The organism is Vibrio sp. A11 (genome assembly GCF_013048705.1).
Lineage (GTDB): Bacteria > Pseudomonadota > Gammaproteobacteria > Enterobacterales > Vibrionaceae > Vibrio > Vibrio metschnikovii.
Window position 1 is genome coordinate 1 of the sequence record NZ_VHSI01000007.1, and the last position, 23,860, is coordinate 23,860.

The following is a 23,860-nucleotide window of genomic DNA, read 5'->3' on the forward strand; positions in this document are numbered from 1 at the left end:
TGAATCTGTTGGGCGGATTAATCGCGTACTGCTTGAGGGATAAAAAGCCCAGTCTAGATCTAACAGCTCAAGAGTTTGAGCTGTTAGAGAGTAATTGCTTAGTTCTGGCTTAACCAGATCTCAGGTTGAATCGTTAAGCATAGAAAAGACCGCCATGTATCGGCGGTCTTGTTACCGTTAAGGAGTCATGCTAATCCTTATGGGCAAGCCACTTCATCCCAAAACCAATTGGTTTGAGTCGGTGATTCCCAAGGTCCTGGGTTATTTTTAGCAATAAAACACTTTCCGTTATACGTCACTGTCGTGCCATTAGCGACTTGGCTAACACCGGGTTGCCATTGCACAACGTCTCCAGGGGTGCCACCGCCATTGCCCGGATCTTCACCATTACCACCGCCATTACCATCAGAAAGGTCGGCCAACGGTAAGTCTGGCTGCTCAGCCTTAAAAGCGTACTCTCTGCCATTAATGTTAACGCTGTAGTTCGCTGGCCCAGAAATCGGTAAGTAATACACCATATCCAGTTCATAGCTCTCTCCCGCCGGTAATGCTTTCCATGCTGGTAATGAGAAGGCGACACGATGCATCGTCCCATCGAACCCTCCAATATTATTACTTCGCGTATGGCCTGAAGCAATAACGGCTAAGCCAGCACCAGATTGATCTTTCGCGTTATCCGGTGTAGAAACAGGGATATCAAACTGGAACTGCGTTCCTCCAGGAAGGTCAACCCCAGTATGGTTAGTAAAGGTCAAACGAGGGTTAATCGGATAGTTTTGATCGCCGACTTTAAAGCCATCGATGGTGACTCGAATATCCACCACTTGGTCAGGGATTGCGCCAGTTGCCAATCGATTACCATAAGGGGAAGCGGATTTGAACTTTTCATACATGGCTTTGGTCATGGTATTACCCATGTGGTACTCACCATTACCGCTAGCACAAGCTTGCTCTGTCCAATCAATTTGTCCACGCTGACCATTGGCATCGAGTACGTAGCAGTTATAGTCTCCGGCTAATTCCCAGAACATAATACCGCCGATTTCTTTATCAATAACGTAGTCCGCTTTAATATCAATCGATTGTTTATCTTCGGTAGAAAGGAAGACTCGTTTTTCCGCGTTCCATAACCAAGGGGCAATCGCAACACTATCAAAATGACGCTGGTATTGGCCTACCCACGGTGTACTTTCAGGATGCAATCCATAAGCGGCCAAATAGGATCCCCAAATGCCTTTTTCGAGGTTTTTGGCATGCCACATTGGGTTAGAACCTGCGCCCATTTCATTACCATTGGCATCCAAATCATGCCACATGTTATCCAAGCCGAGAGCGCCGTAGCCACAGTTATTCTTTTCTCCTTCTCCAGTACCCGCTGGACACTCATTTTGATTCGGTAACGGTGCTCGTCCCCAAAGGCCATTTTCACCTCCCGTCACCCCTTGCCATCCTCGCGTATAGTAAGGCACACCAATATTAATCCGTCCCGCTGGCATTGAGCCACGGAAATAATGGAAAGCCCAATCGGTGTTCAGATAGCCGATGCCACCATATTGTGCTGTCGTATAAACGCCCCATTGAGCAAGTTCAGAGTCTTTACCCGTGTCGTAAAGAGCCGCATTATGTCCAACATGATCATTCCAAGCACCATGTAAGTCATAAGTCATGATGTTGACATAATCGAGATACTTCGCCACTTCCATGGTTTCCATACCACGTAGTAAGTAGGCAGATGAAGGGGCGGCGATAGTCAACATATAGTGAATACCATCTTGCTCACTAGCGATGTCTAATCGCTCACGCAGCACCCGCATTAACTCATGGTAAGAGCGCATGAGATAAGGACGACGTGATTCAGCGAAGGCTTTATCATCGGGATTACCGGCACCAGACATCGAGGTTGGGTATTCATAATCAATGTCTAAACCATCAAAACGGTATTGACGCATCATCTCTATTGCGGAATCAACAAAAGTAGAAATCGCCTGATGATTAATAGAACCATCAGCATTGGTCGTCATAGTGTAGAAACCACCATCGGCGATTCGCTCACCATTATCGGCAAAATGACCACCCGTTTCCGCCCATCCGCCAATCGAGATCAAGGTTTTGACATCATAACGTTCTTTATAGGTTGCTAACGCGCCAAAGTGACCTTTAAAGCCCAGTGTCGGATCAATATCAACCCCATCCCATTCTTTTCCAACCGCAGGGTTGTTGGGGTCATCAACATTACCGATGTTGACCTTGCCATCAGAGCCAATACTGACAAACGCGTAATTAATGTGGGTCAGGTTTTGCCAAGGAATATCTTTCACTAAATAGGAGGTTTGAGGATCATCTCCCGCTCGCCAACTGGTGAAATAACCAATCACACGCCTTGGTTGGCCACCCGCCATGATTTCACGTCCTTGCTCGTCGTAGACAGTACAATAAGGAACATTAACGCCTTCAGTTTGATACAAACCGTCAGGACGACACGTATTGGCAATAGGCGCATGGGCGACGGTTAATGTTAATATCGAAGAGCTGGATAGCGCACCTTTATCATCCGTCACTTTAGCTTGGATGGCTAAATTTCCAGAACGGGTGACTTCGTAATCAAAAATATATGGCGCTTGTGATATCGTTGCAATGCGTTGGCCGGAGATAAAAAATTCTACCTTAGCCACTTGACCATCGCTATCGTCGGCGTCCGCAGAAACTCTTACCGTATCACCCAACTCAGCCGTGTTAGTTGACAGCGTTATTTCAACCGTTGGCGGCTGATTATCATCGCTACCCGTATCACCATCTTCACCAGCGTTGCCAGTATCACAGCTACCAAGTAATTGCCACGGCGCATAATCACCGGAGAATTGGGCTGGGTTATTATTTTGTGTCCAATATTTCGCTTGATAGGCCACATGATCATGTTGAACTTGAGCACCACTAGTGTATACCGCACCAGACTGCCAATCTTCCAATCCATCACAGTTCACGGCGGCATAGCTGTTTAACGCCAGTAAACAGGAGACAGAAAGTGTGCTGAGTGTAAATACCCCTTTGGGTACTTTTACTTGCTTTAAGTGCATGTCTTTTTCCTTAAGTTATTGTTTCCAAATATTAAAGCAAACAGTCCTTACTCTGCATGCTTTAAATCTTTCGTGAAATAACTGTAGAACAGCCCACTTATTTAGCACCTAATAAAGTGTCAAAGTTAAGAATCACTCGCAAATGACCGCTTAAAGCCAGCAAGGTTTACATACTTATTTTGCATCAAGAGCTAACTTATTGAAGAAAGGCTATCTTTCAAGGTTGGTGCATGATAGGCAATGACGACGATTCAATACTGCGTAGCAAATCGATAAACAATAAGCTCACAATGGCGATGATTAAATTTTCGCTAGAGCACCTCGAGGAGTGTGATTAAAATGGCGTTTATACTCTCGGCTAAATTGTGAAGGACTGCTATAGCCAACCAGCCGCGCAGCATCATTAACCCGCTTACCCTCGATTTGAATTAACTCTTTGGCTTTATTTAAACGGACTTTTTTAAGATACTGCAAGGGTGATTCCATGGTGACGCCACGAAAGGCTTGATGAAAAGCCGAGACACTCATGTTCGCTTCTTCGGCTAACGTATTAACTGTTAAAGATGTGGCATAATCACGATGCACTTTACTCAACGCTTTCGCTATTCGGGCATAGTGTCCTTCGTGATGAGCCAGTTCAAACAGCACGTGTCCCTCTGAGCTGGTCAAAGCTCGAAAAGCCATCTCTTCAAGCAAAGATCCGCCTAATAACTCCGCCTCTAATCCATCAATTAAAGCATTCATCAGCCTTTTACAGCTATTAAGCATGGTATGATTCATCTGTACCGATTTCAGGCCACAAGGATTATTCGCATCAACTGGCGGTTTAAAACCGTTTTCCTCTAAGGCGGCAACCTGCTTGAGCAATAGTGAATGATCAATATCAATGGTTAACCCTAATAATGGTTGATTCTGTTTAGCTACCGCTTCACATTCAAGTGGCATCGGCACACCGACCACCAGATAATCATTCGGTCCGTAATCAACGGCGTTAGCGCCTAAATGAATGCGTTTCTGCCCTTGACCCAAAATGACAATCCCAGACTGATAGATAAACGGCTGACGCGAGTTACCTTGACTGCTGCGATAAAACCACACTCCAGGGATCGCAGTATCAGTGCAGCCCTCAAGGTGATGTAGCGCATATTTATCAACATAGTTTTGCATCAATTGCGCCAGATCTGGCTTTTCTTCCGTTTGATTGACCATTCTGTTCACACCATCGTTTATTGTAGAAATAGGCAATAAATTTACAGGAATCACTCTATTGCTACCACAATTATTCTACTATTATGCATCTTGCAATGTATCAACCCAACTCTTGACTCCGCCAAAAACGAAGCCCATAGCAGCGAATACTGCGTCTTTAATAAAGGCCAAACGGTGGTCATATTCCTAATAAGAGGTACGAGTAATGCAATTTACCTATGTCAATCCGACTCAAATTTATTTCGGTCAGCAGCAGATCGCGGCAATTACCCAAGCGATTCCACGTCAGCATAAGGTTCTGGTCATCTACGGTGGTGGCTCAATTAAACACAATGGCGTTTATCAGCAAGTGGTCGATGCTCTGCAAGAACATACTTGGCTGGAATTTTCCGGTGTCGAGCCAAACCCAACCAAAGAAACCCTTGATAAAGCCGTTGCTATCGTTAAACAGCAAGCGATTGATTTTATTCTTGCCGTTGGTGGTGGTTCAGTGATTGACGGTTCAAAATACGTCGCAGCCGCCGCTAAATACTCAGGCGATGGTTGGGATATCATGTTAGGTAAACATCATGTCACCGATGCAACACCAATTGGTGCGATTCTCACCTTGCCAGCCACTGGCTCTGAATCAAATTCTGGTGCGGTGATCACCAAAGCAGCAACTCAAGATAAACTCTCGTTCTTATCACCATACGTGCAACCTAAATTTGCCGTGATGGACCCCGACGTCATGAAAACACTACCGGAGCGTCAACTCGTTAATGGTTTAGTCGATGCTTGGGTGCATATTTGCGAACAGTATCTCACCTATCCAACCCAAGCGATGGTCCAAGATGGCTACGCTGAAGCCCTATTGAAAAATCTCTTGGTGTTAGGCAAAGATTTTGCGCAAAGAGATAACGACGCTTGGCGTGCGAATTTGATGTGGACGGCAAACCAAGCACTGAATGGATTAATTGGCAGTGGTGTTCCCCAAGATTGGGCGACACACATGATTGGCCATGAACTGACTGCATTATGGCAGGTTGATCATGCTCGCTCACTGGCCATTGTCCAACCAGCACTATTGCGCAACCAATTAGCGGCGAAGAAAGCTAAGCTGGAACAAATGGGGCAACGCGTATTTAACTTAGCGCCGAGTGAAGATTTAGCCTTACGGACTATTGATGCGATTGAAGCGTTTTATCATCAGTTGAATGTCGATACTCAATTCTCTGCGCCCGATATGACCGCAGAGCAAGCTGTCGATAAGGTGATTGAACAACTGGAAGCGCATGGAATGGTGGCTTTGGGTGAACATCAAGCGATCACCCTTGAGCAATCGCGCGATATTCTTACGCAAGCCTTTATTTAATCAATTTGAGCAGCACTGCGGTGCTGCTCTTTCCCCACCTTATTTTTAAGCCTAAATAATAAGATTTTTAAATTTGTGACCGCCATCATTTTTTATTGACGGTAAATTGAATCTCTTCTACTATTTGCACAGCTTTTCATCTGAATAGTAGACCATCGTGACCATTCATCGCCTTAACATACTGATATTAGTATTGTTGATGAGCTTGTTTTTTGCTCAGGCGACAGTGTACTCACAAAATCATCCGACACTTTCATTGAGTAACGCTCATCCTACTGTTGTTCAAGATGATACAAGCGCTGCCACTCAGACGTCGAGTAACGTCAACGACAATAAAGAAGCCGTGCAACCTCATCACGCTATCCCCCATTTAAACCATTACCGATTAAATAGCGAAGATGAATACGCCTCATTGGGGCTGATGCCTATCTACTACTTACTCGCTGAAATTGTCTTATTGCCTATTGCTATTCTATCGATTGGCTATCGCCCATTGTTCAACCACAATATTGATTGGTCTTATTATACACACCGTTCATCAACCTGTATTTATGGCTGTAACAATAACAACTTACAATACAAGTTTACCCATTCTCGTCATTACTAATTTAAGACTGGTTTAGTCTTTCATAAACACCATATTGCTAAAAACTGATCTTCTTTGATAGACGGTATGTATTTCTATACCTAATCAACTAACTATCAGTAAGACAATGGTTTATCTTTCTAACCACTTAAATATTTTTAACTAATAACGAGCTATATACGATGAAACTTAAACATAAACTTATTCTTTCTTTATTAATACTCATTTTTATTATGAGTAGTTTTACTGCTTGGCCTGCACCTCATATACCTGTTATCAATAATATCATCTCAACTTATAACCCTACATGAGGAGTGTACAATGAAATTCATCCGTAATGAATGGGTATTATTTATAGGATTATTGACCGTCCTGTTTTTCAAAACGATCGGTAATGATCTTTTATTAGGTTCTAGCAGTAGCGTTTTGTATTGGTCTGCCGCTGGTTTTCTATTTATTATTGTTATGTTGTCTATCTTTGGTGTTGTAAAACACTCTGATGCATTAGCAATTAATCTTGGCGACCCGTTAGGAACTTTGATATTAACGCTATCAGTGATTTCCTTAGAAGTGATCATGATTTCATCGGTGATGCTTACTGGAGACTCGAACCCCGTATTAGCTAGAGACACCATGTTTGCTGTCATCATGTCGATACTAAACGGCTTAGTCGGTATAGCATTACTGATTGGGGGCCATAAATATCATATACAAAAATATAATATTCAAGGCATTAATTCTTATTTAGTGGCTATTGTTCCCTTAACTATTTTATGTTTAATACTACCCAATTTTACCAGTAAGAATGAGTTTGGTGAAATGTCCTTCATCCTTGCTTCGGCTTTGGTGGTTATCTCTATTATTCTTTATGGCATATTTTTGTATGTTCAAACAAAAAGCCATAGTTACTTCTTTATCGATGAAGATAACGATCATACCGATGAACATCATAGTATTCTAGGCAGCAATACTTATCACTTTTTATTATTATTTGGCTATTTGATTGTGGTTATTTTTCTTGCCAAGAGTATTGCTATACCTATTGATGCAAGTATTGGACACTTAGGAGCACCGGCTGCATTAGGTGGGCTAGTCGTGGCATTGTTAGTACTCGCTCCTGAAGGTGTGGGGGCGATCAAAGCTTCTTTGAATAATCAGTTACAAAGAGCCATGAATTTATTCTTTGGATCGATATTGGCAACGATATCACTTACCGTACCAGCGGTCATTGTTATCTCTAATATGATTGGGGAACCGATTATATTAGGTTTAGAGCCCGCACAAATGATTCTGTTGATCGCAAGTTTAATGGTCGCAAGTATTAGCTTCAGACATGGAAAAACAAATATCCTTAATGGAGTCACTCACTTATTTTTGTTCTTTATCTATATTGTACTGATTTTCGACTAACGCTTTCCTCCTCCATCATCGGCCTACGGCCGTATTGCTGGAGGAGTTGAGATCAAAGCTGAATAAAACCGGTTAAAGAGTACACATAGTAAGCGTCAGTTCGAGTTTTTATCGTAAAGTCATTGAATAAGCGTATAGTTTTGGTTATTTAACTCTGACCCTCTACCGATTAGGAAAGAAGCATAATGAAAAAAACAACGCGGATCATGGCGGCGAAAAAGCACGTCGCTTTAGTCGCTCATGATAACTACAAAGGTGAGCTACTACGTTGGGTGGTTGAAAACCAGTCTAAGCTTGAAAAACATGAACTGTACGCAACGGGCACGACTGGGCATATGCTCAATAAAGAAACCGGATTAGCGATTACCAGCATGATTAGCGGGCCAATGGGCGGCGATCAGCAATTAGGCGCTAAAATTGCCGAGGGGAAAATTGATGCCTTGATTTTCTTTTGGGATCCGCTTAACTCTGTACCGCATGATCCAGACGTTAAAGCTTTATTGCGCATTGCGAGTGTGTGGAATATTCCTGTCGCCACTAACCGCGCCACAGCAAAATTTCTTTTTAATTCCATACTCATGGAGCAAGAAGTCGAGATTGAAATCCCTGATTATCAGGCCTATCTTGCTGATAGAACGTAATGCACCTCACTCCATATCGATAAGCGACGATGGATCTTTAAATACTTTCGTATGATCGATGAATGATGGCCGTAAGAGAAGAGGCGTGTTATCACGCCTCAATACCGACTCAGACCATCGCCTGCTGCGATAAAATCACTCTGCAACCGGCCTCTTCCATCGCTTGCCAAGCGTTATCAATATCACCTTGTGATAGATTAACGCCTCGACAAGCATCTTTAATGACCCAAGTTTTAAATCCTAATGACACAGCATCCAACGCAGTAAATTTCACGCAGTAATCTGTAGCCAGTCCGGCAATGTACACATCGCTGATCGCATGTTGCTGTAAATACTCGGCTAATCCTGTTGCATGGCGACGTTGGTTATCAAAAAAACCACTGTAGCTATCGATATCAAGATGAGTCCCTTTGTAGATAATATGTTCGATAGCATCGAGATTAAGGCCTGCGATAAACTCCGATCCGGCGGTATTTTGTACACAATGATCCGGCCATAATATCTGTTCAATGCCAGAGAGCATGATAACTTCTCCGGGTGTTTTACCTTGAGTAGAAGCAAAGCTCGCATGCCCTGCAGGATGCCAATCTTTAGTGGCAATCACATGATCAAAATGAGGCATTAATAAGTTAATCACTGGGACGACACTCTGCCCTTCAGGGACAGGCAAAGCACCATCGGACGCAAAATCATTTTGCACATCTACTAAAATCAAAGCCTTATACATACTATTCCTTTATTCATATCGATTTACTGACTGGATATCCCTCGGTGAGCAACTCTTGGATAAAACAAGAGCCATTACCGCTGTAAGTTATCCAGACTTTCTCTTTGGCTCGGGTCATGGCGACATAAAATAGACGGCGCTCTTCTGCAAATGGAAAATCCACTTTAGATTGGGTCAAGGCGCTATCTAAATGACGGGCTTTCACTCGCGCGGGAAACTGCCCTTCATTAACCGCTAAGATAATAACAAAATCGGCCTCTTTGCCTTTACTCGCATGACAGGTCATAAACTCAATTTGCAGTGAGGCATATCGCCGTTGCCATTCTGCCAGATGCTCTGGTTGATGATAATGGTTACGACCTAATAACAACACCTGTTTCGGCACTTTAGCCTGACGATTAAGTTTATCGAGTATTTTTTCAATTTGATTACTGGCACACAGGACAACCGCTCGCTGCTTCTGCGACTTAAAACTATTTAGCGTCTTGGGTAACTGATGAGGATTTTTCTGCACAAACTGATTGGCAACCAAACCGATTTGATCGTTAAAACGATAAGTCGTATCAAGATGATGAATGGTCGATTGCGGAAAACGCGCTGCAAATTCCGTGGTTAAGTGAACATCCGACCCCGCAAATTGATAAATCGACTGCCAATCATCCCCGACCGCAAATAAATTAGGATGATTAGGCCCCTGTTCACACAACGCTTGTATCAACGCCAAACGAGCAGGTGAAATATCTTGATATTCATCAATCATGATGAATTTCCAAGGCACAGAAAATTTGCCTTTGCGTACATAATCCGTTGCTTGGCTGATCATGATATTAAAATCGATCTGCTGCTCATCTTTCAGCATTTGCTGCCATGCTTGGTAGCAAGGCCAACATAAAGCAAGTTCACTGTTCAAGCGAGGATAATCAACATGATCAATGATGTGTTGCTGAATCGCTTTTTTCGTCGTGCCCAATTGGGCGAGTTGATCGAGTTGCTTTTCCAACCATGCGATCAATTTAGGGTTTTCAACGTGGCTGCCTAGCTCATCATCACCGACTAGATAAGCAATCGGCCACTGCGCCAAATGTTTCTGCCAACGCTTAAAGTTGGTAGGTGTCATCCAGTGGCGCTTTAACCAGTCCGTACACCATGCTTTTTTCAGTTTATCATCCAATGCCAACGGCGAAATCACGACGGATTGATTTTCCACTTGGTTAATGATCGACAACCCTAGTTGATGAAAGGTGTTAACACGAATCTTATCGGCGGCAAGACCAATCTTACTTTTTAAACGCTGATCCATTTCATTCGCGGCGTCTTTGCCAAAAGCCACCAACAATAGTTCATCCGCTTGCGCTAAGTGGCTCTGTAACAAATAAGCCACTCGAGCCGTGAGCACACTGGTTTTACCTGAACCCGCACCAGCAAGCACCAAGTTATGATCATCATTGATCAACACCGCTTGCTGCTGAGATACATTAAGCGGAGAGGATTCAAGTTGTGAAAAAAGAACCGTCCAATTTTGACGCTCAATGTCTAACCAAGCTTGATTGCGGGCTTGTAAGGCTTGATCGGGAGTCAGTAACCAAGGTACTAATGGCTCCATCGCATGAGGTAAATGTTTGATGGCTTCTTCTAAACTCATGTTCATCGCGGTTAGATCAGCAAAAACGTGATTGATCCATTCCTCTAGCGGTGAATGCGGTAAAAAAGCCGGTAAATGTTGTAAATGGTGCAGTTTTTGCTGCCATTGAGGTAAATGTAATCTCAATTGCTGACATTGCTGATCAAGCCATTGTTGATAGACGTTGACAATATGATGCGCAAACTGTCGAGCTTGTGGCCAAGGCAAACCTTGTACAACCCAAACGCGTTGCGTATCTTGCTCTGGATGAGCAAAAAATCGTAACTCCGCCCACAAAATCCCGCGTCGCACCTTCACTTGTCCGTTCCAGACGGTAAAAGGAATCCGCTCTTCACTGTGCAACGAAGAAAGCACCAAACGCTGATTTTCTAAGCCAACATGGTGATATTCATTAGCAATAAAAAATTGTGCAGTTTGGGTTGCACTTAGCTGCATTTTCGGCGATTCCTCTCGATTTTATCGACCTACATCATAACTCAATCATCAATAGCAATGAAAAATTAATGTCAATAATCAACAACTCACTAAGACAGAATGATACTTTTGTTATTCTTGATCAGAATGTTAGCGTAAAGTTCTGCTAAACTGTGTGTTTTAAGGTTTGACATCGAATCTCACTGTGCAGCGACTTCATTTACTTCGCCTTTATTGGGCAAACAAAACCATTAATTACTGCCTACTGATCCTGATCACGCTCTTAGGTGTTGTCATTCCCGCTTGGCACTATCAAGTTAACACTTGGATAACCCCCCTAATCCTTGGGGTCATTGCCGCAGCCTTAGCAGAGCAAGACGATAAATTTACTGGCCGCTTAAAATCGATCGTCCTGACCTTTATTTGTTTTGCGATAGCCGCCTTCTCTATCGAAATTTTATTTGATACACCGTGGCTATTTGCGATTGGACTCTTTATTTCAACCTTCACTTTTATCATGCTGGGTGCCATCGGTACTCGTTACGCCAGTATTGCCTTCGGCTCTTTATTGATCGCCATTTACGCCATGCTCGGTGCCGACCAAAGTACGAACCTTTGGTTCCAACCGTTACTATTACTGACGGGCAGCGCATGGTATTACCTTCTGTCAATGCTGTGGCACGCATTTTGGCCAATGCAACCTGTCCAACAAAGTTTAGCCAACGTATTTGTTCAACTCGGCCACTATTTTGAGGCTAAAGCCGAGTTATTTTATCCTGTCTCCAATTTAGCCCCCCAGCCACATCGAATTAATGAAGCCAATTTAAATGGAGCAACCGTTAACGCGCTGAACCAATGCAAAGCGACCTTGCTTGCCCGCTCAAAACGAGGGCATGTGGATGGTGCCAGTGACCGTTTCCTTGGTCTGTACTTTGTGGCGCAAGATATCCATGAAAGAGCCAGTTCGACCCATTATCGCTACCAAGAGCTCGCAGAGTCTTTTGCACGTAGTGATGTACTGTTTCGTTTTAAGCATCTGTTGCAAGCTCAAGCGCAAGCCTGCCACGATATCGCTCTCTCTATTCAGCTCGGCCAACGCTATCAGCACCGTAGCGATTCGATCATCGCTTTAGACGAATTACAGCTCTCTTTGACATACTTACAAGAGCAACAACAGTTAGAGTGGAAGCAATTATTAGCTCAGCTCAGCTATTTGTTTAATAATCTTGCTACGGTTGAAAAACAGCTCAGTAACGTCAGTAATCCCGATGTGCAAAAGACCGAAGATGATGTCTTACATGATACGGAAGCACACTCTATAAAGGCCATGTGGCAACGAATTCAAGCCAACTTTCATCGCGACTCATTACTGTTTCGTCATGCCGTTCGTATGTCTATCGCTCTCACCGCTGGCTATGGGATTTTACAAGGATTGGATTTAGACCGTGGATACTGGATATTATTAACCACCTTATTTGTTTGTCAGCCTAACTACGCGGCAACACGGCAAAAGCTGGTTTCCCGTATTATTGGCACCCTCGCGGGGTTATTGATTGGCGTTCCTCTCCTAACACTTTTTCCCTCACAAGAGAGCCAGTTAGCATTTATTGTGATTTCCGGCGTGATGTTTTTCGCTTTTCGTCTCAATAACTACGGTTACGCGACCGGATTTATTACCTTATTAGTGCTGTTTTGTTTCAACCAGCTCGGTGCTGGTTACGCAGTGGTACTACCACGTTTAGCTGACACTCTGATTGGCTGTGCTCTTGCTGTTGCCGCGGTGGTGTTTATTTTTCCAGACTGGCAGTCAAAACGGCTACATAAGGTCATGGCCGAAGCCGTACAAGCCAATAAACAATATTTAGCGCAAATCATTGGTCAATATCGTATCGGTAAAAAGGACAGTCTGAGTTATCGGATTGCACGACGTGATGCCCATAATCACGATGCTGCGCTTGCTGCCGCGGTCAGTAATATGCTCGCAGAACCGGGAAAGTATCGATCGGCAACCGATGAAAGCTTTCGTTTTTTAACCCTCAATCATGCATTACTGAGTTATATATCAGCGCTCGGCGCACACCGCACTCGAATCGATGATGAAAACATCCATCAATTAGTGCTCGATGCCCATCGAGTTATTCATCAACATCTTGAAGTGTTGTATCAGCAATTATTTACCCATTGTGAACAGTGTGATACCAGCGATATCGACAATATTGGCTTGGAGAAACGGCTTTCTGAATGGAGAGAAGAGGATGATAGCTCTGCACGTATGGTGCTACAGCAGCTATATCTTATTTATCGAATGTTTCCAGAACTGCATTCTCTGGCGAGTAAATTTGCCGTCCGAGTGCATTGATAGTGAATAGCAACCACGACTCACCCGCGATGGGATAAAGTTGCACTCCAAGACGGACCAGAGTATGCTTAAAAAAACAGCGAGGAAGTATTATGTCTGTCTCTGCCGTCTCTTCTGGTTATCCTATTCTTCAGCAGTCATCAAAAATGGCTGGCGAAGCGGCGCATGAAATTCAACAGGCTCAAATCCACACTTCTCGCGCATCGCAAGACCCTGCTTTGCAGCGCAATTCTCTTGAAGAGAAACCCACTCCCCCAAGCAAAAAGCCTGATACGGTTAACGCATTAATGAATCTCAACCAAGCTCAACAATACAATCGTGTTGGAGCAAGCGTCATTCAACGTGAACAAGAGATGATCGGTAGCTTACTGGATGTTCGTGTATAATCCCTCGCTCAGCGATAATCAGTCATCATCAACTGATGCCATTGACTACCATAAATTGTCAGCACCGATGACTAGTTATTGAGTTTGCTGATTCGCTCAGTACAATGCTCGAAAAATTTTAATTGTGATCTCTATGCCCAAATTTACTCTGCCATCGTGCGGAGAAAGTCACGCTTTCTCTGCGCTTTCATCTGCTGATTCATTACAAGATGCCTTAGCACCGCATTTTGAGCCAGCGAGCAAGACGCTGATCGCAAGCTCAAAAATGACCCCACACCATGTAGAAAAACGTTGGCAAGCCCTTAACCAACCTGAAGCACAGGCACAATTATGGGACGACCAGACTCAGCGTGATCTCACTCATTACAGTAAAAATATTGAATATTTTATCGGCACCGTAAAAGTCCCTGTTGGCATGGCCGGTCCGCTACGAGTCAATGGACTGCATGCGAACGACGACTTTTTGATCCCTTTAGCGACGACTGAAGCAGCCTTGGTCGCTTCTTATCATCGAGGATGTAAATTGATCACCGCCGCTGGCGGAGCCAGCGTGATGCTATTAAATGAAGGCGTTACGCGTACTCCAGTCTTTGCTTTTGATCATCTTGCGCAAGCCGGGCAATTTATCGCTTGGGTAACCACACAGTATGAGCATTTTAAACAGCTTGCTCAGGCAACGACCGCCCACGGTCAACTGCATGATATTAACGTCACCATGGAAGGTAACCACGTTTATCTGGTGTTTGATTACCTAACCGGCGATGCCTGCGGGCAAAATATGGTGACCATCGCCACTAACGCTGTCTTTGAATTTATCGTCCATCATTCTCCTATTAAGCCGCGACATGCTTTTTTGGATGGCAATTTATCGGGTGATAAAAAAGCCAATAGCCATGTTTTACGTCATGTACGCGGTAAAAAAGTCACCGCGGAAGTGCATCTCTCCGCGGAACTGATCAAAAAATACCTGCATACCACTCCTGAAACGATGGTGAAATTTGCCGAAATGACTACGATTGGAGGAGTACTGAGCGGTAGCGTTGGCATCAATGCACATTATGCAAATGCTCTCACCGCTTTCTCTATTGCTTGTGGTCAAGACCCGGCTTGTGTGGCGGAATCTGCCGTGGGAATAACGCGGATGGAGCTCAATTCACAAGGCGGATTGTACGCTTGTGTTACGTTACCGAACTTGATGGTCGGCACCGTCGGTGGTGGCACCTCACTGCCTAGCCAAAAAGCGTGCTTAGCACTACTTGGGCTAACGGGAAGCGGTAACGCACGAGCCTTAGCCGAAGTGGTGGCAGGTTTATGTTTAGCAGGAGAGCTATCGATTGCTGGGGCTTTCAGCGCAGGGCATTTTTCAAGAGCCCACCATAAACTTGCGCGCTGATCCATCCATAAAGGGAAGGTTACCCTTCCCTTTCCTAACGCAGCTTGAACTCAGCGTCACCTAGGGATGAGTTACCACAATATCTCGCTGGGTAACACTCACCCCTTTAATCTGGGCATAAACCTGCATACCAACGTGTAAACCTAGCTCTTGTAACGCCCATTCGGTGATGGTTGACCATAGCCAACAGTCATCGCCGATCGTTAATTGCAAAGCAACACTTTTGCGTCCTTCTCCTTGCTGGAGATGCTCGATACGTGTGATTCTGACTGGTAAAATATTGCGAATTGAGGTCGCTTGAGGAAACTGTCGCGTCACTGACACATCAGTAGCACGGATTTGCAAACGAACTCTCTGCCCCTCTACCGCATCTTCAATTTGCTGTACCCATAAACCAACATCCTGACTCAAAGAGACATAGCTCAGCCCATAATCGAGACGATGATGAGTAACCTTGCCCAATAACAAAGTACTTTGTTCACTAAACGATTGCCATGGACGCATCAACGAGGAGGACCATACCTGCTCAATCGGTCCCGATATCAGTTCTCGTCCTTGATCTAATAACACTAGGTGATCCGCTAAACGCAAAATCTCACTCATGCTGTGAGTCACATACAAGATGGGAATGTTGATCTGCTGACCAAGGCGCTCTAAAAAAGGCATGACTTCTCTCTTGCGAGGTAAATCTAACGAAGCCAGAGGCTCATCCATCAACAATAAGTCTGGTTTGGATAATAAAGCCCGCCCCATCGCGACTCGCTGTTTTTCACCCCCCGATAAATCATGCGGATAACGTTCCAATAACGCATTTAAACCTAACAAACTCACTATCGACGTAAAATAGTCATCGTCAGCCACCGATACACCATAATTCAGGTTACCACGCACCCGATAATGAGGAAAAAGTCTCGCCTCTTGAAAAACATAGCCAATTCGACGCCCCTCAATAGGAATATTAATCCCTTGCTCAGAATCAAATAACACTCGATTCGCTGTTTTTATATAACCTGAATCTGGTTGTTCTAACCCACTAAACAAGTTAATTAACGTCGTTTTTCCAGCACCTGAACGACCAAAGATGGCACTGACACCACGGCTGGGTAAGCGCAAATCGACATCAATCTGCATACAACCAAGCTGCTTTTTCACTTTTAGATGGATGTCAGTCATTACTTCATCCCCAATCGACGACGCATACGCCGATTCAACCATTCAGAAAAAAACAGCGACACCAAGGCAATCACAATCGAAATAATACACAAACGCGCCGCTTCCATTTCTGAGCCAGGAGTCTCAAGAAAATTGAACATCGCTAATGGTAGGGTTTGTGTTTCTCCCGGAATGTTCGAGACAAAACTGATCGTCGCACCAAACTCACCGAGACTGCGCGCAAAAGAGAGCATAGTGCCGGTAATAATCCCAGGTAAAGTCAGCGGTAAGGTGATAGTAAAAAAAACTTTCAGCGGCGACGCCCCTAATGTGCGCGCGGCTTGCTCAAGCCGAGGATCAACCATTTCAATACTCAAACGAATCGCTCTGACCATTAAAGGTAAAGAAATCACAAAACAAGCGAGTACGGCTCCACGCCAGCTAAAGCTAAAAGACACACCGAGCCATGTCTCTAACCAGCGACCAATGACGCCTTGTTTGCCCATAGTAATTAACAATAGATAGCCCACCACAATCGGGGGTAGTACCAACGGGAGGTGAATAAGACTGTCGAGGAGACCTTTACCAATGAAAGTTTTTCTCGCCAATACCCAAGCAAGGATAATACCAATCGGTAACAACCAAATAATGGTATAAGTAGCGACTTTCAGACTGAGTTGCAGAGCAAGCCATTCATAATCACTGAGCAAACTGTTCATGCTCCATGTCTGTCGTAAAACCGTAACGAGCCAATATCGATTTTCCAACCGGTGACGTGACGTAATCAATAAAAGTTTGATTACTGGATTTATCACTCAGTCTTAGCAAAGGATAATGAATCGTATCGTGTAAGCTGTCATCAAACACGGTTAAGGTCGTGACTTTATCGGTCGATTGAGCATCCGTTTGATAAACCATACCTAATGCGACCTCACCACGCTCCACGAGAGCCAGTGCTGAACGGGCATTATTGGTCGGAGCCAAATGAGGTCGAACGTCATCCCAAACATCCAGTGCGTCCAGTACCTGCTGAGCATAAATACCAATAGGTACGGCCTCCGTATTACCAACCGCCAAACGACTTTTAGCTAATCGCTGTAGCCATTGCTGCGAGTCAGCGACATCAAATGGTGCAGAGGAAGCCGTAGCAGGCTGGATCAACACCACACGGTTACCTGCAATTAAAGTTACATGCTCAGGACCGATATCTTGCTTATCGATCAGATACCGTGCCCAGTCATCGCTCGCTGCCAAAAACAGATCCGCAGGCGCACCGCGCTCAATTTGTCGGGCCAAAGAAGAAGATCCACCAAAGACCGGCACGACCCTTGTGGTATGGCTCGCCTGATAGTGCTTAATCAATTCGTTGACGGCGTTGGTCATCGATGAAGCGGCATACAAATGAAGCGTCTCTTGAGCAAACAATGATGGACTGAATGACAATAGCAATAATGAAAACGCACATTTTAAACCTTTGAACATAGTGATATCGCTTCCCTAAATGGCGACCAAAACGGGTTAAGCAAAGTTCGAACTTTGGTTAACCGCTCATTTTGCGCCTATTTTACCAGCAAAGTCTGAATAGAAGATTGATTAATTTACTGAAATGGCCTGTAATTCGCATACGATTATTGTATCTTTACGCTTTCTTCTTCTTAGGATGAATATTTCATGCTCACAAGACTCTCTAGCAGCCTTCTTTTATTGTTGGCAACACTGACCTCTCATGCTGCTTTCGCCAACAATTTTAACTACAACTTTTTTGAAATCAGAACGGCATTAAACCCCGAGTCATTCGGGGGAGAGTTTAATACCTATTTTACCGAAAATTCGCACCTCATTGGCCGAGTCGATTCGCGTTTTGAGGGCGATTGGGATGCCGCCGTCGGAATGGGGTTCAATGGTCCAATTAATCCTTTTGCCGATATCTATGGACAAATGCTCGTCCACAGCACACGAGGCAGTCGTGAAGAAGGCAATAAAAACGATATGATGATCGAGCTCAACGTCGGTACCCGTGTTTGGTTAACTGAAACCTTAGAAGGGCATCTGCGTATTGGCCGTAATGAAGATAACTCGATATTTATCGCGGGCATCCGCTTCCACTCAACCCAACAAATGGCATTAACGGCTGAAGTCCGCAATGCTGGTATTTGGGGACCGCAAATTGGTATGGGGGTTCGCTTCCATTTTTAATGGGTTAGCACAACAAATCTCCCCTGCATAAGATCGACTTGAGCGCTGATCATTCCAAAACTATCAGCGCTCTGAATTAGCACGTTGTTGTTTAAAAAAGCACAGCGCTTGATAAAACATCTCTTCTTTGAGCGGCTTCACTAATACGTATTCCGCTCCGGCCTCAATGAAGGCTTGTTGTGTCTCTAGCAAGCCATCGGCCGTACAGGCATAGATCGGTAACGACAGTTTCATCTCATGCCGAATGATTCGTGCGGTATCAATGCCCCCCAAATACGGTAACTGATTGTCCATAAAAATCAGATCGTAATCTTGTTCCTTTACCCGCTCAATGGCTTGTAAACCATCACTCACCCAATCGACCTGTATTGAATATTTCTGACAAAATGCTTGTAAAATAAAAGCATTCGTACGGTTATCCTCTACCAATAATGCGCGTATAGGCTGAGTAAATAATTGATAGCGATCCGTATTAGTCTGTTCGGCGTCGCTCAATTCCTCATTCACGACAATACGAATAGGAAACAGCAAATCAAAGCGCGTACCATAACCAACCTCTGATTTTACCGTGATCTTACCATGCAATAATTCAACTAAACTGCTGACTATCGATAAGCCTAAACCACTGCCTCCGTATTCCCGAGTCGTGGTCGATTCTGCTTGTACAAAAGGGTCAAAAATACGCTGTAAATCCGTCGCCGCAATCCCGATCCCCGTATCTTCTATGCTAATCATTAACTTATCGATGCCGTCTTGTTGAATAAGCGCTAATTTAATGCAAATCGACCCCTGATGAGTAAACTTAACGGCATTACTGAGTAAATTGAATAAAATCTGATTTAAGCGTATTTGATCGCTGTGTAAGCGAATTTCCGGTTCAATCGCGCACTCAATCATCAACTCAAGTCCCTTCTCTTTGCATAAAGGGTTATAGATACGCCGAATCGCTGAAACCATAGCTACGACTGGGAAATCACTATTTTGGATCAGAAATTTTCCCTGCTCAATTTTTGAAAAATCAAGGATATCATTCAAAACAGCGAGCAGATGCTCACCGCTGCTGCACAATACATTGACTAACTCTTGCTGCTCCTGAGTCAGCGAATTTTGTTTTAATAATTGAGAAGCGCCTAAAATACCGTTTAACGGCGTCCGTAATTCATGGCTCATTTTGGCAAGAAAATCAGCCCGTAATCGAGCGGACTCTTCCGCTTGTTCACGAGCAAGGCGACTTTGCTGCTCCGCTTCCACCATCGACGTGATATCTTGTCCTTGAGTAATGATCGAAACAATCCGCTCATCCAATATGATCGGTGATAATTCCCATAGAATGGTTTTACCATCGAACTCTGTTTTGAGCGCTTTGACAATATTACCTTGTGCCGCTTGCTGAACCGCGATAATCAACTGAGGCTTAACGCGGGCAAAAAGAGAATGCTGTTGAGAATAATGACTCAAGAAATAAGCCTCAGCCGACGGATTCATACGAATCAAACCGCCCTGGGCCGTCCACAATAGCGTCGGCGATAACGAAAAATTAAAGAGATCCTCAAACTGTTTTTCTTGTTCGGCCAGTTGATGAAAGGTGCTTTCTAACGTGCGCCCAAAGTGATCAAACTCAACAATTTGAGAACCAGGGAAATAGGCACCTTCACGTAGCTCAACCACTTGATGGGTATAAGACATTAAGCGCGTCATTTCGTTTTCAATTTTACGTTGTAGCCACCAACGAACAATAATGAAAACGAAAGCGATCGCCGCAACGACAGCAAACATCCAAAATAAGTAATTATTACGTAGAGCGAGCGCATTTTGGTTACTCTGCACAGCGTATACCGTGAGAACGGTTGGCGCTCCGGCTAAAGTTAATGGCGTGCGACTAACCACATACTTGCCATGGATGTCGTAACCTTCTTCGCCTTCTTTGACCACCTCATCCACTTGATAAGCTTCTGCCCCTATCAATGTCGAGGCTAAAACATCACCTCCCGCAGCAAGTACCAGTTGCTGTGAGTCACTGCGCTCACGTAAGTTCTCCACTAAGGTAACATTATTGTTCAGCACCACACTGATGTATAAAAAACCTAGGGATTCACCACTCACGGTATCAATAATCGGCGTACGGCGAACCAAAAGATACACATCGCCAATTAAAGATCGCGTAGTGATTAAGTGCCAATCATGGCTAAACGCGACTTGTTCAATGATATGGATAAACGTGTTGTCAGTTAAACCATAAAACTGGGCATTACCATCATCCCAGATCGGCTGAGTAACATTAGCGATAAACCGAAAGTCCGCCATATGGCTGATATCACTGCGATCAACACTGAGAAAATACTGTTCAAGCTCATTAGTTAAGTGGCCATGTAAGGCATGAACTAAAGTGGCATTTTTCGCACTGCTGTCTTGATGAATTTTTAAAATAGTCAGACGAGAATTAAATATATTCTGGATCAAATTCGCCGTTTGATTGGTGGTCCGTATCACTTCTTGCGTAATTAATCGGCTACTAACTTGATAAGTATGAAATAAAATACCGAGCGTTAACACGCTCAATGCCATCACGATGGCTCGGCTAATCAGGGTGGCCATATGCCTTTTTTTATCAGCCACGATGGGTCTTGGCACTGCAATTATCTCCCGTCATGATTAGCGATCAGAATATCGAAACGCACGTTGTTTGAGTCGTTCAATGTGTTCAGTGGTGGTATTTTGAGTCACCAGTTCAAATTCACCAGAGTAAACCAGTGGCACTGGCAAACCAGCCAGATCTCGTTTGATGGCTTCTGCCATCGCAATGCCAGTATCGTCATTCATACGCATGACGGTGACCGCTAATCGGCCATCTTGCAATGCCTCAAGCTCTGCCGAACCTCCCCCCCAGCCATTGAGATAGATATCTTCACGTTCAAGTTCTCGCAAGGCTTGTGCTGCTCCAAGCGCAATATCGGTCGAACAAGCATAGAGAAAGGTAATTTGAGGATTATTACTAACGATATCGAGCGTCGCTTGATAGCCGCTCTCCATCGTGGCGGTGGTGTAGTAAGAAGAGGCTAAATGAAAACGGTGTTTGACATTATGGATAAAACTGTCTCCACGCGCTTCACTGATGTACCCTTCTGAAAAATATAACACCCCATAATCTGCGCCTTGTGGCAGCTTGCGTTGGTAAAACTCAGCCAAATGCTGAGCGCCAATTTCATGGTCAAACCCAACATACAATAAAGGCTGACGACCTTGCCAATCACGAATGGGCGTGGTGATATTTTGTAAAATAACTTTTGTCTCAGAAGTATGCAGTAGATGATCAATAAATTTTCGATGGCGCATGGTATCTAAGGTAAAAATCAGATAATCGGTTTTATTTTGCATCGCTTCCATTAAGGAGATACTTTGCTGACGGGCATCTAAGCTAGGTCGAGTAAAAACTTGGTGTAATTGATATGTAATGTCAAGCTCATGCATACGAGCTTCAAACGCTTTAATATTACGAGACCAATAGTCCGACACTTGCTGACCGGGATAGATGACTGAAATCGTGACTGGGCGAGTTTGAGCTAGAGGTAGGGGTTCGGCTCGAGTCTGGACACTTTTCGCCAATAAATCGGTTAATGTCTGTTGCTCGGGATGTGCCTCTAAAAACGCTTGATAGGACCAGTAATCACTCAGCAGTTGTGAGGGATTAGCGAACACGGCCATAGGAAACCAACTCAGTAACACGATCAGCAGTCTTATTTTCATCCCACTTGTTATTCCTTATGGCTCGGTTTCGGTTATCTGCAACTCAGCGATCAGGAAAGATCAAATCCCCCCATAACTAAACGCTCTTTTTGCGCTTTACTCAGGCATTTGATCCGATGTTCTAATTGTAAAGCTTGGCTTTTACTCGGTCCAACATGGTGCTGCCACACTAAGCTGAGCGGGCCTTTACCACGCAAAGCTTTAGCGCCACATCCCTGCTGATGCTGGATAAAACGTCGATTGATGTCGGTTGTTATCCCACAATATAGTGCATTTTTCGATGTTCGGATCAAATAGACCCACCAATCTGAGTGTTGAATGGGAGCTGACATACTTAATGATTGGCGATCAACGCACGTAATTCAGCCACTTCATGACGTAATATCGCCACTTGTTGCTCCAGTTCATCAATACGTGATAATGGTAACTCCGTCTCTGTGCTCGTAGCGACACTGTGCGTATCGACTTCACCACAAAATAAATGGTGATAACGCGATTCTCGTTTCCCGGGTTCGCGAGCTAACTTAACCACTAAACCGCGTTCTAGTAACTGTTCTAAAATACTTTCGGTTTCTTTCACATCATTAAAATGGCACAAACGGTTGGTACGAGTGCGTAATTCCCCCGGTGTTTGTGGACCACGCAACAGCAAACAACAGATAACCGCTAATTCTTGGCTATTGAGTTTTAAATCGCCAAACTCTGTATTACAAAAACGATGCTGATATTTAGGTGTACGACGATTAAAACTACTTTCATCACTGACAAGGCGACGGGCAATCAGCGCTTCAACCGTATCTTGCACCTGTGCCTCAGACAAATTCAACACGGGATCGCGATTACTTTTTTGATTACAAGCGGTCACCAAACTGTTCAGTGTTAACGGATAATATTCTGGCGTCGTGATCTCTTTTTCGATCAGACAACCAATGACTCGTGCTTCTAAAGCAGACAGTTCGCTATGCATGTTAATTTCCTTCTAGTTAGAATCTGTACCTTGTACAGTCAATTAGTGTTCAAGCATCAAACTCAATCGTATGACTCTTCCTTGCTCATCAATCACGATCACCTTCGAGCGGTTTAACTCAATCTCACTGGCTAATAACTGTTCTCTTTCATGAAGATAAGCTTGGCGAAGCTGTTGATGTGCTTTGCTTTCATGGTGTGACGCAGGTGGTTTAGGAATGACAATGTCTGAAAAACTGAGTGGCAAAGTATTGTCCTGTTATACGTTAAGGCAAAGATAAGTAACTCAATAACGGAGACCAGCGAGAGCAATAGGCGTACTCTATCCCCATACGCTGAGAGAATCCATGAAACCGAGCAAATACCGCTGGTTACCGCTTTAAGTAGGAAGGGTATAACGTATTTCAAGCAAACAATACAAGCCCCTATACAATAAAATCTACACCCTGGCCATTTATTGGTGATTTCTTAGTCAATACCGAGGGAGGTTTGATCTTAGGTCTGTTATGCGCCTTTGCAATGTGTTTTAATTTCTCTGCCCACGTTACCTCAAGAGGCAACGCATTCGTACCACGCTGAATTTAGCGTCTTGATATCACTTGGGTAG

The 23,860-nt window shown here is 44.2% G+C and carries 20 protein-coding genes; 8 read left to right on the top strand and 12 right to left on the bottom strand.

All coding sequences use genetic code 11. From position 1 onward, the window contains the following. Window positions 1–197: 197 nt before the first annotated feature. Both FKQ60_RS08795 and FKQ60_RS08800 read right to left on the bottom strand, forming a co-directional pair. On the bottom strand, window positions 198–3,074 hold the full coding sequence (locus FKQ60_RS08795; protein WP_170906315.1) for a glycosyl hydrolase family 18 protein: 2,877 nt from the start codon (window positions 3,072–3,074) through the stop codon (window positions 198–200). Between the two features lie 300 nt (window positions 3,075–3,374). Continuing rightward, window positions 3,375–4,283 (bottom strand): AraC family transcriptional regulator, encoded by a 909-nt coding sequence (locus FKQ60_RS08800; RefSeq protein ID WP_154171199.1) that lies wholly within the window; start codon window positions 4,281–4,283, stop codon window positions 3,375–3,377. 205 nt (window positions 4,284–4,488) lie between these two features. Here FKQ60_RS08800 and FKQ60_RS08805 point away from each other — a divergent pair, with 205 nt between their 5' ends. The 4 genes from FKQ60_RS08805 to FKQ60_RS08820 all read left to right on the top strand — a co-directional run bounded on the left by FKQ60_RS08805 (window position 4,489) and on the right by FKQ60_RS08820 (window position 8,274). Next, window positions 4,489–5,637 carry an iron-containing alcohol dehydrogenase gene (locus FKQ60_RS08805; protein WP_004396664.1) on the top strand — a complete coding sequence of 383 codons (1,149 nt, stop codon included), beginning with the start codon at window positions 4,489–4,491 and terminating at the stop codon, window positions 5,635–5,637. 199 nt (window positions 5,638–5,836) lie between these two features. After that, window positions 5,837–6,244 carry a hypothetical protein gene (locus FKQ60_RS08810; protein WP_170906316.1) on the top strand — a complete coding sequence of 136 codons (408 nt, stop codon included), beginning with the start codon at window positions 5,837–5,839 and terminating at the stop codon, window positions 6,242–6,244. A gap of 300 nt (window positions 6,245–6,544) precedes the next feature. After that, window positions 6,545–7,633 (top strand): calcium:proton antiporter, encoded by a 1,089-nt coding sequence (locus FKQ60_RS08815; RefSeq protein WP_004396665.1) that lies wholly within the window; start codon window positions 6,545–6,547, stop codon window positions 7,631–7,633. Between the two features lie 185 nt (window positions 7,634–7,818). Next, the gene (locus tag FKQ60_RS08820; RefSeq protein WP_004396666.1) at window positions 7,819–8,274 is read left to right on the top strand and encodes a methylglyoxal synthase; all 456 of its coding nucleotides are present in this window, start codon (window positions 7,819–7,821) and stop codon (window positions 8,272–8,274) included. Window positions 8,275–8,383: 109 nt separating this feature from the next. Here FKQ60_RS08820 and pncA read toward each other — a convergent pair whose 3' ends face one another. Continuing rightward, complete coding sequence (pncA, locus tag FKQ60_RS08825) at window positions 8,384–9,001, bottom strand: bifunctional nicotinamidase/pyrazinamidase (RefSeq protein ID WP_004396667.1); 618 nt, start codon at window positions 8,999–9,001, stop codon at window positions 8,384–8,386. A 13-nt stretch (window positions 9,002–9,014) separates the two neighbouring features. Then, on the bottom strand, window positions 9,015–11,078 hold the full coding sequence (gene helD, locus FKQ60_RS08830; protein ID WP_158145356.1) for a DNA helicase IV: 2,064 nt from the start codon (window positions 11,076–11,078) through the stop codon (window positions 9,015–9,017). Between the two features lie 184 nt (window positions 11,079–11,262). Between helD and yccS the strand changes: the two genes are divergently transcribed. The 3 genes from yccS (at window position 11,263) to FKQ60_RS08845 (ending at window position 15,195) form a co-directional block, all read left to right on the top strand. Continuing rightward, on the top strand, window positions 11,263–13,416 hold the full coding sequence (gene yccS, locus FKQ60_RS08835; protein WP_170906317.1) for a YccS family putative transporter: 2,154 nt from the start codon (window positions 11,263–11,265) through the stop codon (window positions 13,414–13,416). A 92-nt stretch (window positions 13,417–13,508) separates the two neighbouring features. After that, window positions 13,509–13,802 carry a hypothetical protein gene (locus tag FKQ60_RS08840; protein WP_004396670.1) on the top strand — a complete coding sequence of 98 codons (294 nt, stop codon included), beginning with the start codon at window positions 13,509–13,511 and terminating at the stop codon, window positions 13,800–13,802. 133 nt (window positions 13,803–13,935) lie between these two features. Beyond that, window positions 13,936–15,195, top strand: a complete 1,260-nt coding sequence (locus FKQ60_RS08845; RefSeq protein ID WP_170906318.1) for a hydroxymethylglutaryl-CoA reductase — start codon at window positions 13,936–13,938, stop codon at window positions 15,193–15,195. A gap of 60 nt (window positions 15,196–15,255) precedes the next feature. Here the strand turns inward: FKQ60_RS08845 and modC are convergent, their stop codons facing one another. The 3 genes from modC to modA are packed head-to-tail and all read right to left on the bottom strand — an operon-like array spanning window position 15,256 to window position 17,829. Next, on the bottom strand, window positions 15,256–16,368 hold the full coding sequence (modC, locus tag FKQ60_RS08850) for a molybdenum ABC transporter ATP-binding protein ModC (RefSeq protein WP_158137237.1): 1,113 nt from the start codon (window positions 16,366–16,368) through the stop codon (window positions 15,256–15,258). Then, complete coding sequence (gene modB, locus FKQ60_RS08855) at window positions 16,368–17,066, bottom strand: molybdate ABC transporter permease subunit (RefSeq protein ID WP_050782752.1); 699 nt, start codon at window positions 17,064–17,066, stop codon at window positions 16,368–16,370. The genes modC and modB overlap by 1 nt, the downstream gene beginning before the upstream one ends. Next, the gene (modA, locus tag FKQ60_RS08860; protein ID WP_158137236.1) at window positions 17,047–17,829 is read right to left on the bottom strand and encodes a molybdate ABC transporter substrate-binding protein; all 783 of its coding nucleotides are present in this window, start codon (window positions 17,827–17,829) and stop codon (window positions 17,047–17,049) included. The genes modB and modA overlap by 20 nt, the downstream gene beginning before the upstream one ends. Before the next feature lie 189 nt (window positions 17,830–18,018). Between modA and FKQ60_RS08865 the strand changes: the two genes are divergently transcribed. Further along, complete coding sequence (locus tag FKQ60_RS08865; protein ID WP_040905104.1) at window positions 18,019–18,543, top strand: hypothetical protein; 525 nt, start codon at window positions 18,019–18,021, stop codon at window positions 18,541–18,543. A gap of 63 nt (window positions 18,544–18,606) precedes the next feature. Here the strand turns inward: FKQ60_RS08865 and FKQ60_RS08870 are convergent, their stop codons facing one another. Genes FKQ60_RS08870 through FKQ60_RS08890 form a run of 5 tightly spaced genes read right to left on the bottom strand, consistent with a single transcriptional unit; the run spans window position 18,607 to window position 23,500 of the window. Then, window positions 18,607–21,138: a LuxQ periplasmic sensor domain-containing protein gene (locus tag FKQ60_RS08870; RefSeq protein ID WP_170906393.1), complete on the bottom strand. Its 2,532-nt coding sequence runs from the start codon at window positions 21,136–21,138 to the stop codon at window positions 18,607–18,609. A gap of 57 nt (window positions 21,139–21,195) precedes the next feature. Further along, a complete protein-coding gene (locus FKQ60_RS08875; protein ID WP_170906319.1) occupies window positions 21,196–22,287 on the bottom strand; it encodes a substrate-binding domain-containing protein in 1,092 nt (363 codons plus the stop codon). A gap of 50 nt (window positions 22,288–22,337) precedes the next feature. Then, window positions 22,338–22,619: a GIY-YIG nuclease family protein gene (locus FKQ60_RS08880; RefSeq protein WP_158137233.1), complete on the bottom strand. Its 282-nt coding sequence runs from the start codon at window positions 22,617–22,619 to the stop codon at window positions 22,338–22,340. Window positions 22,620–22,621: 2 nt separating this feature from the next. Then, window positions 22,622–23,254: a YceH family protein gene (locus FKQ60_RS08885; RefSeq protein WP_170906320.1), complete on the bottom strand. Its 633-nt coding sequence runs from the start codon at window positions 23,252–23,254 to the stop codon at window positions 22,622–22,624. Between the two features lie 42 nt (window positions 23,255–23,296). After that, on the bottom strand, window positions 23,297–23,500 hold the full coding sequence (locus FKQ60_RS08890) for a hypothetical protein (RefSeq protein WP_040905109.1): 204 nt from the start codon (window positions 23,498–23,500) through the stop codon (window positions 23,297–23,299). Between the last annotated feature and the right edge of the window lie 360 nt (window positions 23,501–23,860).

Excerpts from the sequence above, each read along its gene's own strand:
- FKQ60_RS08880 (WP_158137233.1), bottom strand. The coding sequence starts at position 22,619 with ATGTCAGCTCCCATTCAACACTCAGATTGGTGGGTCTATTTGATCCGA.
- FKQ60_RS08795 (WP_170906315.1), bottom strand. The coding sequence starts at position 3,074 with ATGCACTTAAAGCAAGTAAAAGTACCCAAAGGGGTATTTACACTCAGC.
- FKQ60_RS08865 (WP_040905104.1), top strand. The coding sequence starts at position 18,019 with ATGCTCACAAGACTCTCTAGCAGCCTTCTTTTATTGTTGGCAACACTG.
- modA (WP_158137236.1), bottom strand. The coding sequence starts at position 17,829 with ATGTTCAAAGGTTTAAAATGTGCGTTTTCATTATTGCTATTGTCATTC.
- FKQ60_RS08815 (WP_004396665.1), top strand. The coding sequence starts at position 6,545 with ATGAAATTCATCCGTAATGAATGGGTATTATTTATAGGATTATTGACC.
- helD (WP_158145356.1), bottom strand. The coding sequence starts at position 11,078 with ATGCAGCTAAGTGCAACCCAAACTGCACAATTTTTTATTGCTAATGAA.
- modC (WP_158137237.1), bottom strand. The coding sequence starts at position 16,368 with ATGACTGACATCCATCTAAAAGTGAAAAAGCAGCTTGGTTGTATGCAG.
- modB (WP_050782752.1), bottom strand. The coding sequence starts at position 17,066 with ATGAACAGTTTGCTCAGTGATTATGAATGGCTTGCTCTGCAACTCAGT.
- FKQ60_RS08800 (WP_154171199.1), bottom strand. The coding sequence starts at position 4,283 with ATGGTCAATCAAACGGAAGAAAAGCCAGATCTGGCGCAATTGATGCAA.
- FKQ60_RS08805 (WP_004396664.1), top strand. The coding sequence starts at position 4,489 with ATGCAATTTACCTATGTCAATCCGACTCAAATTTATTTCGGTCAGCAG.
- FKQ60_RS08885 (WP_170906320.1), bottom strand. The coding sequence starts at position 23,254 with ATGCATAGCGAACTGTCTGCTTTAGAAGCACGAGTCATTGGTTGTCTG.
- pncA (WP_004396667.1), bottom strand. The coding sequence starts at position 9,001 with ATGTATAAGGCTTTGATTTTAGTAGATGTGCAAAATGATTTTGCGTCC.
- FKQ60_RS08840 (WP_004396670.1), top strand. The coding sequence starts at position 13,509 with ATGTCTGTCTCTGCCGTCTCTTCTGGTTATCCTATTCTTCAGCAGTCA.
- FKQ60_RS08820 (WP_004396666.1), top strand. The coding sequence starts at position 7,819 with ATGAAAAAAACAACGCGGATCATGGCGGCGAAAAAGCACGTCGCTTTA.
- FKQ60_RS08870 (WP_170906393.1), bottom strand. The coding sequence starts at position 21,138 with ATGGCCACCCTGATTAGCCGAGCCATCGTGATGGCATTGAGCGTGTTA.
- FKQ60_RS08810 (WP_170906316.1), top strand. The coding sequence starts at position 5,837 with ATGAGCTTGTTTTTTGCTCAGGCGACAGTGTACTCACAAAATCATCCG.
- FKQ60_RS08875 (WP_170906319.1), bottom strand. The coding sequence starts at position 22,287 with ATGAAAATAAGACTGCTGATCGTGTTACTGAGTTGGTTTCCTATGGCC.
- FKQ60_RS08845 (WP_170906318.1), top strand. The coding sequence starts at position 13,936 with ATGCCCAAATTTACTCTGCCATCGTGCGGAGAAAGTCACGCTTTCTCT.